The sequence below is a fragment of the Duganella sp. LjRoot269 genome (genome assembly GCF_964254095.1).
Lineage (GTDB): Bacteria > Pseudomonadota > Gammaproteobacteria > Burkholderiales > Burkholderiaceae_D > Rugamonas > Rugamonas hordei.
On the sequence record NZ_CAXUSL020000001.1, the window covers coordinates 4013866 to 4028055 of the forward strand.

A 14190-nucleotide genomic window follows, 5' to 3' on the forward strand; every position below is an offset into this window, starting at 1 on the left:
GCAATATGAAACTAGATGATGCCGTGCTCCAACGCATACCGGGTCAGCTCGGCATTGCTGTCGAGGCCCATTTTCTCCAGGATGCGGGCGCGGTAGGTGGTCACCGTGTTGGGGCTCAGGTGCAGCGTCTCGCCGATGCGCACCAGCGATTCGCCGGCCGAGATCAGCTTGAACACCTCCAACTCGCGGTTCGACAGCGCCTCGAGCTTGCCCACCTCGCCGCCGCCGATCAGGCTGGCCAGCTTTTCCAGCAGGGCCGGGCTGACATGCTTGCCGCCGGACGCGGCCTTGCGCACCGCCGCCACCAGCGCCGTGGTTGGCGCATCCTTGGTCAGGTAGCCGGCCGCACCCAGCTTGAGCGCGCGCACGGCGTAGATGTCTTCGGCGTAGGTGCTCAGCATCAGCACCGCCAGCTTGGGCCGCTCGGCGCGCAACTGCTTGAGCAGCTCCAGCCCGTTCTTGCCGGGCATGGTGATGTCGAGCAGCGCCACGTCGAATTCCTGCGCCTGCGCCAGCTGCAGCGCCTCGTTGGCGTTGCAGGCTTCGCCGTCGACGCGGATGTCGTCGACCGTGCTCAGCATCAGGCGCACGCCGTTGCGGGCGATCGCGTGGTCGTCGACCAGCAGCACGCGGATGGGATTATTGCTCATGGTGTGCGTCCAATGGCAGGCGCAGCAGCAGGGTCGTGCCCTGTCCCGGCCTGCCGGTGATTTTCAATTCGCCGTCGAAATGACGGCTGCGTTCGTGCATGCCGAGGATGCCCCAGGACTCGCGGTTGAGCAAGCGCTCGGCCGCGATACCCTTGCCGTCGTCGTCGATGCGCAGCTGCAGCACGCCGTCGGCGTAGTCGACCCGCAGCTGCACCGCGCTGGCCTCGGCGTGCCGCACCACATTGGTCAGCGCTTCCTGCGCGATGCGGAACAGCATCGTGCTGCGCTCGGCACCCAGCTCCAGCGCCGACGCGGCCGGGCTGATGGCGCAGGCGCAGTGCAGGCCGGAGCGGCGTTCGATCTGCTCGGCATACCATTCCAGCGCGGCCCACACGCCCAGCTGGTCGAGCACGCTGGGCCGCAGGTCGGTGATGACCCGGCGCACCGTCTCGATCGCGTCCTGGGCCAGTCCTGCCGCCTCGGCCAGCAAGGGCTCGGGCGCCGCGCCGGCCGCCGCGCCGCGGTCCATGCTGACTGAAATATAGGCCTTGATGCCGGTCAGCAGGCCGCCCAGCTCGTCATGGATTTCCTGGGCGATGCGCTTGCGCTCGTGTTCCTTGATTCTTTCCTGGTGCGCCGCCAGGTCGCGCTGCGCCTGCTGCGACGCCAGCAAGGCCTGTTCGGTCAGCTTGTTCTGCGTGATGTCGATCATGATGCCCTGCATGAACAGCGGCCGTCCCTCGTCGTCGCGCACCAGCTCGGCCTGGTCGCGGAACCACAGCGCCTGGCCGTCGCGCGCCGACAGCCGGTATTCCAGCCGCAGCGGGCTGCCGTCGCGGCGGCAATCGTCCAGCGCGCGCAGCGTGGCCGCGCGCTGCGCCGGATCCATCTGCCGCCCGTGCAGCCCGGGGTCGGCCAGCCACTCGGCCGGGGTGAAGCCAAGCATGCCGATCTGCGGACTGATGTAGCGCAGCGCGCCGCCCTCGCCCAGTTCGGCGATGTAGGTGATGGCCTGCATCTGCTCGACCAGTGTGCGGAACTGCGCCTCGGCCTGGCGCTTGTCGTTGAGCAGGCGCTGCTCGCGCAGCATGCGGTGGATCGCCCCCGGCAGGAATTCCAGGTAGCGGCCGTCGACGTCCTTGACCAGGTAGTCGCGCGCGCCGCGCCGCATCGCCTCGGCCGCCACGGCGGCGCTGTCGGCGCCGGTCAGCATCATCACCGGGATGGACTGGCCGGCGCCGTCGGCGTTCAGGTGGGCCAGGAATTCGAGGCCGGTCAGGTCCGGCAGATGGTAGTCGAGCAGGATGCAGTCGGGCCGCTGCTCGCGCGCCAGCTCGAGCCCGCGCTCGCCGCTGTCGGCCTCCAGCAGCGCAAAGCCGCCGGTGGCATCGGCCGCGAAGGCGCGCCGGCACGCCATGCGATCGACCACGTCGTCCTCGACGATCAGCACCCGCAATACGGCTGGGGCGCCGGCGCCGTTGTCGGCAAGGTCGGCGTTCACGGCATCTCGCTGATGGTCCAGTACAGGTCGATCGAGCGCATCATCTCGACGAAGCGGCGGTAGTCGACCGGCTTGGCCATGTAGCCGGCCACGCCCAGGTCGAAGCTGCGCACCTTGTCCTGCTGTTCCTCGGACGTGGTCAGCACCACCACCGGGATGCGCCGCAGCGACGGGTCGAGCTTGATCTGCTGCAGGAACTCGATGCCGTTCATGATCGGCATGTTCAAGTCCAGCAGGATGATGCAGGGCCGTTCCTGCGCCGGGTCGCGCAGATACTCCAGGCCCGCCTCGCCGTTTTCCATGCTGATCACAGCGTTGCCGACATGGATTTCCTTCAATGCCCGCTTGATCGTCATGATGTCGACGTGGTCGTCTTCGACCAGCAGGATGGGTTTGTTACTCACTTTCATGGGCTTGTCCTGTTCTGGGTTGCGACGGAGAGGACTTGGGCAGCGTGAACCAGAACGTGCTGCCCTGCCCGGTCTGCGATTCAAGCCAGATCCGTCCCTGATACATTTCTACGATTTTCTTGGCCAGCGCCAGCCCCACGCCGGTGCTCTCGACCCGGTCGCGCGAGGCCAGCGTCTGGAACAGCTGGAAGATGCGCTCGAAATGGCGCTGCTCGATGCCGGGGCCGTTGTCGCGCACGCTGAAGCGCCAGTGGCTGCCGTCGTCGGCGCAATCGATGTCGATCCGTCCGTCCGGCTTGTCCATGTATTTGATGGCGTTGGAAATGAGGTTGTGGAACACCTGCTGGATGCGGGTCGGCTCGATCAGCACGGTCGGCAGGCCCGGCGCGACCGTGATGCGGAACCGCGGCGGCGGCGCCAGCAGGTCCACCACGTCGGCCAGCAGCCGGTTCAGGTCGACCGGCGTATGCGCTTCCTTGACCCGGCCCACGCGCGAATACTGCAGGATGCCGTCGATCAGGCTGCCCATGCGGTGCACCCGGTTGATCAGCAGCCGCATGTGTTCCTTGCCTTCGTCGTTGAACTGCTCGGCGTAGTCGGTGGCCAGCCAGTCGGCCAGCGAGCCGATGCCGCGCAGCGGCGCCTTCAGGTCGTGCGACACCACGTAGGCGAAGTTGGTCAGCTCCTCGTTGGCGCTGCTGATCTCCTGCATCAGGCGGCGGTTGTGCTCCTCCGCCAGCTTGCGCTCGGAAATGTCGCGCACCATGCCGGTGAACATGCGCCGCGCGCCCAGCTGCATCTCGACCACCGACAGCTCCATCGGGAACACGCTGCCATCCTTGCGCAAGCCCTCGACTTCGCGGCCCTTGCCGATGATGCGCTGTTCGCCCGTCTCGCGGTAGTGCGCCAGGTAGCCGTCGTGCAGCGCGCGGTGCGGCTGCGGCATCAGCATCGACACGTTGCGGCCGGCCGCCTCGGCCTCGCTGTAGCCGAACAGGCGCTGCGCGGCCGGGTTCAGGCGCTCCATCACGCCCTGCTCGTCGATGGTGATGATGGCGTCGACGGCGGTCTCGAAGATGGCGCGCATGCGCGCCTCGCTTTCCTGCAGTGCCTGCTCGGCCTTCTTGCGTTCGGTGACGTCGTGGATGGTGGCCAGCACCAGCGGCAGCGCATGCGAGGTGTGCAGCGGCGACAGGCTGACCTCGACGGCGAACTCGTGGCCGTCGCGGTGCTGCCCGAACAGCTCGGCGCCGGCGCCCATCGCGCGCGAGCGCGGCTGCTGGAAAAAGTCGCCGCGCTGGCCCACGTGGGCGTGGTGGAAGCGGGCCGGTATCAGCGCCTCGACCGTCATGCCGCTCAACTCGTTGGGGCCGTAGCCGAACATCCGCTCCAGCGCGGGATTGCCCAGCACGATGCCGCCGGCATGGTCGACAATCAGCATGGCGTCGGTGGCCGACGCCAGCAGCCACTCCAGGCTCTGGCCTTCGATAAGGAGATTTTTCAACGGACTATCCTGAACAGTTGCGCCGGTCCGGCGTTCATGCCCAAGATGATACGATCGAACCGCGCCGAATGCCAAAAAATATTTCGAAAGCAACTGTTGCGCGGCGGCTTGCATGCGCATAGCGACCGGCCTTGTATTCCCGGCGATTTTGATCTGGATCAATTGATGCTACAGACGTGGCCTGCGCGCGCCCGTACATTGTAGCCATGAATCCCCCACCCTCAGCCGAGCTGGACCAGCTCGCCGACCGTCTGCACCGGCTGCGCGCCGCATTGGACGGACAGCTGCGCCGGCATCTGGCGCAGGCGCCGGCGTGGCTGGCGGCGGCGCTGCTGGAGCACCGGGCCATGCTGGACGATTCCGGCGTGGCCCGCCAGTTGCGCGGTTGCGACATGGTGCTGCTGGCCGAGGAACTGACCGCCTTGCGCCGCATCGACGGCGCCTGCGCGCGCCTGGCCGCCGGCACCTACGGCCGCTGTGTCAGCTGCGGCGCCGCCGTCGCGCCGGAACGCCTGCGGGTGCAGCCGGCCGCGCTGACCTGCCTGGCCTGCCAGGAGGATTTCGAACGGCATCCGCACCGGCGCCTGCCCCTGCCACAGCCACCCATGACAAGAAGGAAGCAGACCATGTCCTATAAAACCATCCTCGTGCAGGCCGACAAATCCCAGCCCGCCGCGCGCGCCATCGAGATGGCGGCCCAGCTGGCGGTCGCGTTCGAAGCCCATCTGGTCGGCGTCGCCAGCAGCGGCATCAACCGGTTCATCCAGCAGTCCAGCCTGTTCCCGCCGGGCGCGCCGGGCATGCCGATCGAGGTCGGCGACCTCGGCTTCCTGCGCGAGCGGGCCGACCTGGCGCTGGGCGACTTCGCGGCCGCCGCCGGCCGGCTCGGCGTGCAATCGCACGAGAAGCGCTGCGTCGACGACGAACTCGATGTGGGCCTGGCGCTGCACGCCCGCTATGCCGACCTGGTGGTGGTTGGCCAGGCCGATCCGGATCACGCGGCGGCCATCCCGGCGCCGGGACTGGCCCAGCAAGTGATGCTGCACGCGCCCAGGCCGGTGCTGGTCACGCCCCACGCCGGCCGCATGGCGCGCATCGGCCACAAGGTCATGGTGGCCTGGGACGGCAGCCTCGAGGCCACGCGCGCCGTCACCGCCGCCATACCGCTGCTGCAGCGCGCGGCCAAGGTCACGCTGGCCATCTTCAATCCCTACGCCCACCACCAGGCGCACGGCGAGTTGCCGGGCGCCGACCTGGCGCTGTACCTGGCCCGGCACGGCATCACCGTCGAGGTCGAGCGGCGGGACACCCCTTTCGACGTCGGCAACGAGCTGCTGACCTTGGCCTCGGACATCGACGCCGACCTGATGGTCATGGGCGGCTACGGCCATACCCGTTTCCGCGAGGTGGCGCTGGGCGGCGTCACCCGGACCATCCTCGGCGCGATGAGCTTGCCGGTGCTGATGGCGCACTGACGCGGACGCGCACATGGACATCGGCGCGGATTTGATCGGGCTGGGCGCGGCGCTCGGCAGCGGCATGTTGATCGGCATCGAACGCGAGCGGCGCAAGGGCGCCACGCCCACCCATGCGCTGGCCGGGGTGCGCAGCTTTGCGCTGGTGGCGCTGGCCGGCGCGCTGGCGCAGACCATCGACAGCGCGCTGGTGCAGGCGACAGCGCTGCTGGTGGTGGCGCTGGCCCTGATCAGCTATTCCCGCGGCAACGTGCAGGAAGCGGGCATGGTCACGGAGCTGGCGCTGTTCCTCAGTTTTCTGCTGGGCGTCAACGCGATCGCCCATCCGGCCGTGTCGGCCGGCCTCGCGGTGCTGGTGGCGTCGATGCTGGATTTGCGCGCGCCGCTGCACCATTTCGTCCGCGTCACGCTCAAGAGCGGCGAGCTGCGCGACGGCCTGATGCTGGCCGGCGCCGCGCTGGTGGTGTGGCCGCTGCTGCCGGACGCCGCCAACGGCTGGCTGCTGGGCGCCAATCCGCGCCGCATGTGGGGCCTGGTGGTGTTGATGATGAGCTTGCAGGCCGGCGCGCATATCGCGCTGCGCATGGCCGGTCCGCGCATGGGCCTGGCGTTGACGGGGCTGGCGTCGGGCTTCGTCTCCAGCGTGGCCGCCACCGCCGACATGGGCCAGCGCTGCCGCCGCGATCCGGCCCTGCTGGCGGCCTGCGCGGCGGCGGCGCTGCTGTCGAACGTGGCCACCTACATCCTGCTATTGGTGGTCGCGCTGACCATCGCGCCGGCCCAGCTGCTGACGCTGGCGCCCACGCTGGGCTGCGCCATGACGGCCACCCTGCTGGTGTCGGCCGCGACCTTGCGGACGGTGCCGGACACCGTGCAACGCCCGGCGCGCGGCGGCCGCGTGTTCAGCATCCGGCAGGCGCTGCTGTTCGCGCTGATCTTGAGCGGAGCCACGGCCCTGCTGGCCTATGCCAATACCTATCTGGGCGCGCCGGCCGCCATGCTGGGCGCCCTGCTGGTCGGCCTGGTCGATGTGCACGCGGCGGCCAGTTCCATCCTGTCGCTGGCCGACAGCGGCGTGCTGACGCCGGGCGCGACCCGGCATATCCTGCTGTTTGCGCTGGCGGCCAACACTTCCAGCAAGCTGGTGGCCGCGGCGGCCGGCGGGCGGCCCTTCCTGCGGCGCGTGGGCGGCGGGCTGGTGTTGATACTGCTGGCGGCCAGCCTGCCTTCGCTGCTGGCCTACAGCTGGCGCTGAGGCGCCGTCGTCAGCGGAACACCAGCACCGGCACCTGGCTGTGGGTCAGCACCTTTTGTGTTTCGCTGCCCAGCAGCATGCCCTTGATGCCGCGCCGGCCGTGCGAGGCCATGCAGATCAGATCGCACCCCTGCTGTTCGGCGGTGCGGATGATGACCTCGTACGGCTGGTCGTCCGTGACCGTGATGGTCTTGCACTGAACGCCCAGCTCGCGCGCGGCCTGCTCGATTTCCTCCAGATATTTGCGGGCCTGCGCTTCGCTGTCCTGCTTGTACTCCGCGCGTGTCGCTTCCAGCATTTCGCTGTGATGGGTCAGGACATGAAATTCCGGCGTCACATGCAGGCCGGTGACCATCGCGCCGCACTCCTTGGCGAGTGTGACGCTGTTGCGGATGGCGGCGCTGGAAATTGCCGAGCCGTCGGTCGGCACTAAGATATGCTTGAACATGATGGGTTCCTGTGCGGATGCGGCGGAGCGCGGCCCGCGGCCGCACCCCGGACCGTCTGACTTAATTGATCACCAATTTCTTGGCGCCGTTGCTACTGGGTTTCTTTGGCAGCGTCAGCTCCAGCACGCCGTCCTGGTACTTGGCCACGGCCTGGCTGTCGTCGACCTCCTGCTCCAGCGTGAAGCTGCGGTACTGCTGGCCGACATAGCGCTCGCTGCGCACCACCGTCTCGCCGTCCTTCTGCTCGCTCTCGCGCCGCGTCTCGGCCGAGATCGACACGCGGTTGCCGTCGATGTCGACCTTGATGTCTTCCTTCTTCATGCCGGGCAGCTCGGCCTTGACGCTGTAGGCCTGTTCCGTTTCGTGGACGTCGAGCTTGATCAAGGGCTTGGCCTCCATGTCGCGCAACGCATGCCGCAGGCCGAAGTCGCGGAAGAAATCCTCGACGCCGCGCAACGGCTCGAACCGCGCCAGGCTGCCAAAGGGATCGAACTGCATTAAATTGTTAGCCATGTGCTACTCCTTTTTGTTGAAGTGTTGCCGGATCGTCGATCGGCAGCGCGCCGGCATTCGCGCTGCCTGTCAGTTCATACGGGGTCCCAGTAGAAATACAGCTCGCGCCTGCCTCGCGGCTTGACCACGGCCGTGCGCGAGATCTCCTTGCCGTGCGCGGAGGCCAGGATGCGATAGCTGCCGGGCGCGAGATCGAGGTAGCACATCGGACCGGGCGAGACCAGGCTCGCCACCTCCTTGCCGGCGTGGTCGCGTATGGTCACCGCCACGTCGGCCAGCATTTCGCCGCTGCCCTTGGTGGAAAAGGTCAGCAGCAGCTTGTAGTCGCCGCGCGCGTCGAGCATCGCTTGCCGCTCTTCCTCGCCGACGCCGCCGGACAGGTAGGTCACGCCGTTCTGCGATGTCGGCCGCAGGTCCGCCGCCGCGCTCCAGTGCGCGCCCAGCGCCAGGGCCATCGTCAACGCCATGGTGGATATCGTCTTCATGTCATGTCCTTTCAAATGATCGCAGGGTCACAGTAATCCGGCTGGCCGATCGGCGCACTAGCGATTCCTGATGCAAATCAAAAATCCGGCAAATTGTCCGTTCACGCCGAGCGCAGCGCCCGGGATAGCCCGAGCATGTGACGCACCGCCGTCGCCAACGGCGCACCGACGCCGATCTGGTTGCTGGCATGGGCCACCGTGTCGCAGCTGACGATGCGGCCGGCGCCGGCCGCCTGCAGTTCGGCGTAGGCGGCGCCGGCAAACAGCGCATGCACGCCGATGCAGACGGGCGCGGCGAAGCCGCCCGCCTTGAGCCGCTCCACGGCGGCGATCATGGTGCGCGCGGTCGACACGATGTCGTCCACCAGCACCGGCGTGCGGCCGGCCAGTTGGGCCGCGTCGGGCAGCGACACGGCCACCTCGCGGTCGCCGCTGCGCACCTTGCTCAGCACGGTGTACGGGCAGCCGGCGCCGGTCGCCACCTGGGCCACCCACTGTTCGCTCTCCTGGTCGGGGCCGACCAACACCGGCCGCGCCACGTTGGCGCCTATCCAGCGCGCGATCAGCGGCGCCGCCGGCACCACCTCGGTGGCGATCTCGTACAGCTCGGACAGGTTGTGATAGCGGTGCAAATGCGGGTCCACCGTCACCAGCCAGTCGCAGCAGCCCGACAGCAGGCGCGCGACATGGCGCGACGTCACGCCCTGCCCCGGCGCGAACACGGCGTCCTGGCGCATATAGGGCAGATACGGCACGACCAGCCCGACGCTGCGCGCGCCCAGCTCGCGCGCCACGCAGGCGCTCAGGTACAGCGCCATGATCTTGCTGTCCGGCTGATCCAGCGCGGCCACCAGCACCATGTCGCGGCCGTCCACCGCGCGCGCCAGCCGCGGGCAGGTTTCGCCGTCGGGAAAACGGTGCAGCAGCAGCTCGCCCGCCTCGCACCCAAGGTGCCCGCGCAGGGCGGCGGCCAGCGTTTCGGCGCCGGGCAGCGCCATCATGATCGCGTTCATCATGTCTCCTGGATGGAAAAAATCGTGTCCTGCGCCTCGGCGTAGGCCAGCGCGTAGGCCAGCTCGCCGGGCGATTCCGCGTGCAGCGTCAACAGCGGCTGGCCGGCGCTGAGCACGCTGCCCAGCCGCGCGTGCAGCACCAGGCCGGCGGCGGGCGCCTTGGGCGCGCCGGCCAGCTTGGCCAGGCGCGCCAGCCGGCGGTTGTCGATGGCGACCACGCGGCCGTCGTGCAGCGCGGGCAGCACGTGGGTGTAGGCCGCGCGCGGCGGCGTGCGCATGCCGCCCTGCGCGGCGCAGATCGCCTGCAGCTTGGCCCAGGCGGCGCCGCTCTCGAGCGCGCCGCTGGCCAGCGTCAGGCCGTGGCCGGACGCCGCCTTGCCGCCCAGTTCAAGCACCCGCGCCGCCAGCTGCAGCGCGCGCTGGCGCAGGTCGTCCGGCGCGCCGGCCTGGTTCTGCAGCACCGCCAGCACATCCCAGGCCTCCAGCGCCGGACCGATGCCGCGCCCGACCGGCTGGCTGCCGTCGCTGATCATCACGCTGACGTTGATGCCGAGCGCGCGGCCGACGCTGTCGAAGCGCTGCGCCAGGGTGCGCGCCGCCTGCGCCGAGCGGACCTTGGCGGTGCGGCCGACCGGCATGTCGATCACCACGTGGGTGGAGCCGGCGGCGATCTTCTTCGACAGCACCGAGGCCACCATCAGGCCGTCGCTGTCCAGGCCCAGCGGCCGCTCGACCCGTATCAGCAAGTCGTCCGCCGGGCTGAGCGAGACCGCGCCGCCCCAGGCGATGCAGCCGCCCTCCCGCTCGACCACGCGGCGCATGGCGGGCAGGTCCAGCGCCACCGGCGCCAGCGTTTCCATGGTGTCGGCGGTGCCGGCCGGCGAGGTGATCGCGCGCGACGAGGTCTTGGGGATGGTCAGGCCGCAGGCCGCGACGATGGGGACCACCAGCAAGGTGGTGCGGTTGCCCGGCAAGCCGCCCACGCAGTGCTTGTCGACCACGGTCTCGACCGGCCAGTGCAGGCGCTGGCCCACCGCCACCATGGCGCGCGTCAGCGCGATGGTCTCGGCCGTGTCCATGCGGTCGCCGGAACAGGCGGTGATCAGGGCCGCCAGCTCGATTTCGGAGTAGCGGCCGTCGACCACGTCGCGCACGATGGCGGACGCCGCCTCGGCGCCCAGCGGGCGGCCGTAGATCTTGGCGCGCACGGCCGACAGCGATTGCACCGGCCGCGCGTGCGCCACCCGCAGCGGTTCGCCGTCGATGCCACCCAGCGCGCGCCAGGCCGCTTCCGACAAACCCAGCTGGCACATGTCGACCAGGTCGTCGTGCACCACATTGAGGGTGGCGACGATGTGCTGCTCGCCGCGCCAGATCTCGATGCGCGAGCGGGCCTCGAACCCTTCCGACTTGCACACCGGGCAATCGCTGCGCAGGTAGGCCACCGGCTCCTGGTAGGTGTCGATGCCGAGCCGGCGCAGCGACAGGCTGGCCAGCGGCGTGTCCTGGCCAGGCAGCAGCACGCCGTCCGCCATCGGCCCGTTCACGGCAACTCCTGCTGTTCCAGGTACTCGGGCACGCGGCAATCCCAGTGCAGCTGCTCCTCGATGCGGTGGCGCAGCGCGTCGGCCGCGGCCGGCTCGCCGTGGGTGATGAAGGTGCGCTTGGGCGGCTCCAGGAAGTGGCCCAGCCAGCTCATGATCTCGCCGGCGTCGGCGTGCGCCGACAGGTTGTCGATCTGGCGCACGGCCGCGCGCAGCTGCACATACTCGCCATGGATCTTGATCTCGGTGGCGCCGCCCAGCATCGCCGCGCCGCGCGTGCCGCCGGCCTGGAAGCCGGCGAACAGCACGGTGTTGCGGGCGTCGCCGGCGAAGGCCTTCAGGTGGTGCAGCACGCGGCCGCCGGTGGCCATGCCGCTGGCGGCGACGATGACCATCGGCAGCCGGCGCTGGTTGAGCGCGATCGATTCCTCGACGCTGTTGACGATGTGCGCCGCATGGCACATGGCTTCGCACTCCCGGCGGTCCAGCCGGTGCAGCGGCAGGTATTTCTGGTACAGCGCGGTGGCGTCGGTGGCCATCGGGCTGTTCAGGTAGACCGGCAGCGCCGACGGCAGCTGGCCCTGCCGCTTGAGCTGGTGGATGGCGTACAGGATGGACTGCGCGCGGCCGACGGCGAACGCGGGAATGATGGTGACGCCGCCGCGCGCCGCGGTCTCGCGGATGGTCTGGCCCAGCAGGATGGCGGGATCGGCCGGGTCGTGGCGGCGGTCGCCGTAGGTCGACTCCAGCACCAGGTAGTCGCTGCGGGTGATATGGCTGGGCTCGACCATGATGGCGTCGCGCAGCCGGCCCAGGTCGCCGGAAAAGGTCACGCTGCGCCGGCCGTCGCTGATGGTGACGATGGCCGCGCCCAGGATGTGGCCGCCCAGGGCCAGCCGGCCCTGCAGCTTGCCGCAGATGGGGAACGGCTCGCCGAAGCCGACCGGCGAGAAGTACTCCAGCGCCCGCAGCGCATCCTTTTCCGTGTAGAGCGGCAGGGCCGGCGCATGCTTGGAATAGTTGTGGCGGTTGGCGTGGCCGGCCTCCTCCTCGAGCAGGCGGCCGCTGTCGGGCAGCAGTATGCGGCACAGGTCGTAGGTCGCCTCGCTGCAGTAGATCTTGCCGCGAAAGCCGTTCCGGACCAGCAACGGCAGGTAGCCGCTGTGGTCCAGGTGGGCGTGGGTGAGCACCACCGCGTCGATCTCGGCGGCGGCCACCGGCAAGTCTTCCCAGTTGCGCAGCCTGAGCTGCTTGTAGCCCTGGAACAGGCCGCAGTCGAGCAGCATGCGCGCGGTGCCCGAGGTGAGCAGATAACGGGAGCCGGTCACGGTGCCGGTCGCTCCAAGGAATTGTATTTTCATGGTCGCTGCCTGGTGTGGATTGGATGGATGGCGCCGTGCCGTCACGGCACCAGCTCCTGTGGCTGGCGGCTGTCGCGGGCCGCGTACAGGGCGTCGATCTGCGGCGCGTAGCGCGCCATCAGGTTGTTGCGTTTGAGCTTGAGCGTCGGCGTCAGCAGGCTGTTCTCCACCGTCCACGGTTCGGTCACGGCGTGGATCGCGCGGGGGACCGCATGGCGCGGCAGCGCGGCGCAGGCTTCGCGCACCCGCTTGAGCAGCAGGGCCTGCGCGGCAGGCGCGGTCAGGCTGGCCGGCTGGCCGGGATCGAGCGCCAGTTGCGGCGCCAGCGCTTGCCACTGGCGCGGGTTGAGCACCACGACCGCGCTCAGGTACGGGCGGTTGTCGCCCACCGCCATGACCTGGGCAAACAGGGTATCGGCCAGCATGGCCTGCTCGACGTCGGCCGCCGCGATCTTCTCGCCGTTCGAGGTGACGAGGATGTCCTTGAGGCGGCCGACGATGCGGATGCGCCCCTGCTCGATGGCGGCCTGGTCGCCGGTGTTGAGCCAGCCGTCGGCGCTGATGGCGCGCCGGGTGTCTTCCGGTCGGCCCCAGTAGCCGCGCATGACGCTGGCCGAACGCACCTGCAGCTCGTCACGCTCGCCAAGGCGCACTTCGGTGCCCTCAAGCGGGCGGCCGACGCTGGCCGGCCAGTTGTCGTCGATGCCGTTGGCGGCCACCACCGGCGCGCATTCGGTCATGCCGTAGCCTTGCAGCAGCGGCAGTTGCATGGCCAGCAGCCCCTGCGCCACGGCCGGCGGCAACGGCGCGCCACCGCTGATGGCCGCGCGCAGGCGGCCGCCGAAGCGGGCGCGGACGGTCCGCGCCACCAGCCGCTCCAGCACGGGCCACAGCAGCGCATCGGCCAGCGCCGACCCTGCGCCGCCGGGCAGCCCCTGGCGCCGGCAAAAGCGGCGCCAGCCCACGCGCAGCGCCAGCCCATGGAGCAGGCGCGCGCCGCGCCCGGCGGCGGCCAGATGGTCTTCGACGGCCGTGTGGAATTTTTCGTAGACGCGCGGCACCGCGACCAGCACGGTCGGGCGCACCGCGAGCAGGTCCTCGGCCAGCTGCGCCGCCGAGCGCGCATACGCCACGCTGGCGCCGGCCGCCAGCGGCAGGTAGTAGCCGATGGTGCGCTCGAAGGTATGCGACAGCGGCAGCAGCGACAGGAACACGTCGTCGGGGCGCACCGGCACGCGCGCCAGCACCGCCCGCAGGTTGGCCAGCACGTTGGCATGGGTGAGCATCACGCCCTTGGGCTTGCCCGTGGTGCCGGAGGTGTAGACGATGGCGGCCAGGTCGCTGCCCGCCACCCGGCGCGGCGTGCTCCACAGGTCGCCCCGGCTGTCGAGCCAGGCGTTGAGCGACACCATCGGCGGCTGCTCTTCCAACGGCGCCACGTCGCACTCCTGCAGCGTGACCACCAGCCGCAGGTGCGCCGGCGCGTCGCCGCCCGCGGCGATGGCGCGCCATTGCTGCTGGTTCGCCGTCAGCAGCAGCGCCACCTGGCAATCGTCGAGGATGTAGCGGATGCTGGCGGGGTTGTCCAGCGCGTGCATCGGCACCGGCACCAGGCCGAGCGACAGCACCGCCTGGTCGGCGCACACCGCGTCCACGCCGTTGGGCAGCAGGATCCCCACGCGCGCGCCGGCGCCCAGCATCAGCGCGCCGATGGCCCGTTGCCAGCGCTGGACCCGCAGCTGCACCTCGCTCCAGGTATGGCTGCGCCACTGGCCGGCGGCGGCGTCGTACTGGCGGTAGGCCACGGCGTGGGGCGTGCGGCCGGCGCGCCAGGCAAACAGTTCGCCCAGCGTGGCGATGCTGCGCAGCGCGGCGCCCGGCGGGTCGATCTGTGGGCTTGCATTCATTCGATTCTCCTTGCGGCACCAAAGCAGTGCTTGCTTCACACTAACCGCTGCGTCCGCTGAAGTCAGCCCCGAAAATTGATGCAGATCAAATGGCTCAGTCATTCTCCGGCCGGCGCCGCCGCC

13 protein-coding genes are annotated in these 14190 nt (G+C 69.6%); 2 read left to right on the forward strand and 11 right to left on the reverse strand.

Annotated features, from left to right (window positions below; translation table 11 throughout):
• Nucleotides 1-11: 11 nt before the first annotated feature.
• From ACSQ3S_RS17965 to ACSQ3S_RS17980, 4 genes are read right to left on the reverse strand one after another with little or no spacing between them, the layout of a single operon-like run.
• Nucleotides 12-650 (reverse strand): response regulator, encoded by a 639-nt coding sequence (locus ACSQ3S_RS17965; RefSeq protein WP_436143265.1) that lies wholly within the window; start codon nucleotides 648-650, stop codon nucleotides 12-14.
• Nucleotides 640-2151 (reverse strand): response regulator, encoded by a 1512-nt coding sequence (locus ACSQ3S_RS17970; RefSeq protein ID WP_436143266.1) that lies wholly within the window; start codon nucleotides 2149-2151, stop codon nucleotides 640-642. The genes ACSQ3S_RS17965 and ACSQ3S_RS17970 overlap by 11 nt, the downstream gene beginning before the upstream one ends.
• Nucleotides 2148-2561 (reverse strand): response regulator, encoded by a 414-nt coding sequence (locus ACSQ3S_RS17975; protein ID WP_176650890.1) that lies wholly within the window; start codon nucleotides 2559-2561, stop codon nucleotides 2148-2150. Before ACSQ3S_RS17975 ends, ACSQ3S_RS17970 begins: the two co-directional genes overlap by 4 nt.
• On the reverse strand, nucleotides 2548-4065 hold the full coding sequence (locus tag ACSQ3S_RS17980) for a sensor histidine kinase (protein WP_353398923.1): 1518 nt from the start codon (nucleotides 4063-4065) through the stop codon (nucleotides 2548-2550). Before ACSQ3S_RS17980 ends, ACSQ3S_RS17975 begins: the two co-directional genes overlap by 14 nt.
• Before the next feature lie 206 nt (nucleotides 4066-4271).
• On the opposite strand from ACSQ3S_RS17980, the gene ACSQ3S_RS17985 reads away from it, so the two are divergent.
• Both ACSQ3S_RS17985 and ACSQ3S_RS17990 read left to right on the forward strand, forming a co-directional pair.
• Nucleotides 4272-5540, forward strand: a complete 1269-nt coding sequence (locus tag ACSQ3S_RS17985) for a universal stress protein (protein WP_436143267.1) — start codon at nucleotides 4272-4274, stop codon at nucleotides 5538-5540.
• 13 nt (nucleotides 5541-5553) lie between these two features.
• Nucleotides 5554-6795 (forward strand): MgtC/SapB family protein, encoded by a 1242-nt coding sequence (locus ACSQ3S_RS17990; RefSeq protein WP_436143268.1) that lies wholly within the window; start codon nucleotides 5554-5556, stop codon nucleotides 6793-6795.
• Between the two features lie 10 nt (nucleotides 6796-6805).
• Here the strand turns inward: ACSQ3S_RS17990 and ACSQ3S_RS17995 are convergent, their stop codons facing one another.
• The 7 genes from ACSQ3S_RS17995 to ACSQ3S_RS18025 form a co-directional block, all read right to left on the reverse strand.
• Entirely contained in the window at nucleotides 6806-7243 is a 438-nt protein-coding gene (locus tag ACSQ3S_RS17995) for a universal stress protein (RefSeq protein WP_353398914.1), read from the reverse strand.
• Between the two features lie 61 nt (nucleotides 7244-7304).
• Complete coding sequence (locus ACSQ3S_RS18000) at nucleotides 7305-7757, reverse strand: Hsp20/alpha crystallin family protein (RefSeq protein WP_353398911.1); 453 nt, start codon at nucleotides 7755-7757, stop codon at nucleotides 7305-7307.
• A gap of 74 nt (nucleotides 7758-7831) precedes the next feature.
• Entirely contained in the window at nucleotides 7832-8242 is a 411-nt protein-coding gene (locus tag ACSQ3S_RS18005) for a carboxypeptidase regulatory-like domain-containing protein (protein WP_436143269.1), read from the reverse strand.
• A 101-nt stretch (nucleotides 8243-8343) separates the two neighbouring features.
• On the reverse strand, nucleotides 8344-9255 hold the full coding sequence (locus ACSQ3S_RS18010; protein WP_436145042.1) for a ribose-phosphate pyrophosphokinase: 912 nt from the start codon (nucleotides 9253-9255) through the stop codon (nucleotides 8344-8346).
• Nucleotides 9255-10790, reverse strand: coding sequence for a thymidine phosphorylase family protein (locus ACSQ3S_RS18015; RefSeq protein WP_436145043.1), 1536 nt, complete (start codon nucleotides 10788-10790; stop codon nucleotides 9255-9257). The genes ACSQ3S_RS18010 and ACSQ3S_RS18015 overlap by 1 nt, the downstream gene beginning before the upstream one ends.
• Before the next feature lie 8 nt (nucleotides 10791-10798).
• Nucleotides 10799-12160, reverse strand: a complete 1362-nt coding sequence (locus ACSQ3S_RS18020) for an MBL fold metallo-hydrolase RNA specificity domain-containing protein (protein WP_436143270.1) — start codon at nucleotides 12158-12160, stop codon at nucleotides 10799-10801.
• A 41-nt stretch (nucleotides 12161-12201) separates the two neighbouring features.
• Entirely contained in the window at nucleotides 12202-14067 is a 1866-nt protein-coding gene (locus tag ACSQ3S_RS18025) for an AMP-dependent synthetase/ligase (protein ID WP_436143271.1), read from the reverse strand.
• Nucleotides 14068-14190: the final 123 nt, after the last annotated feature.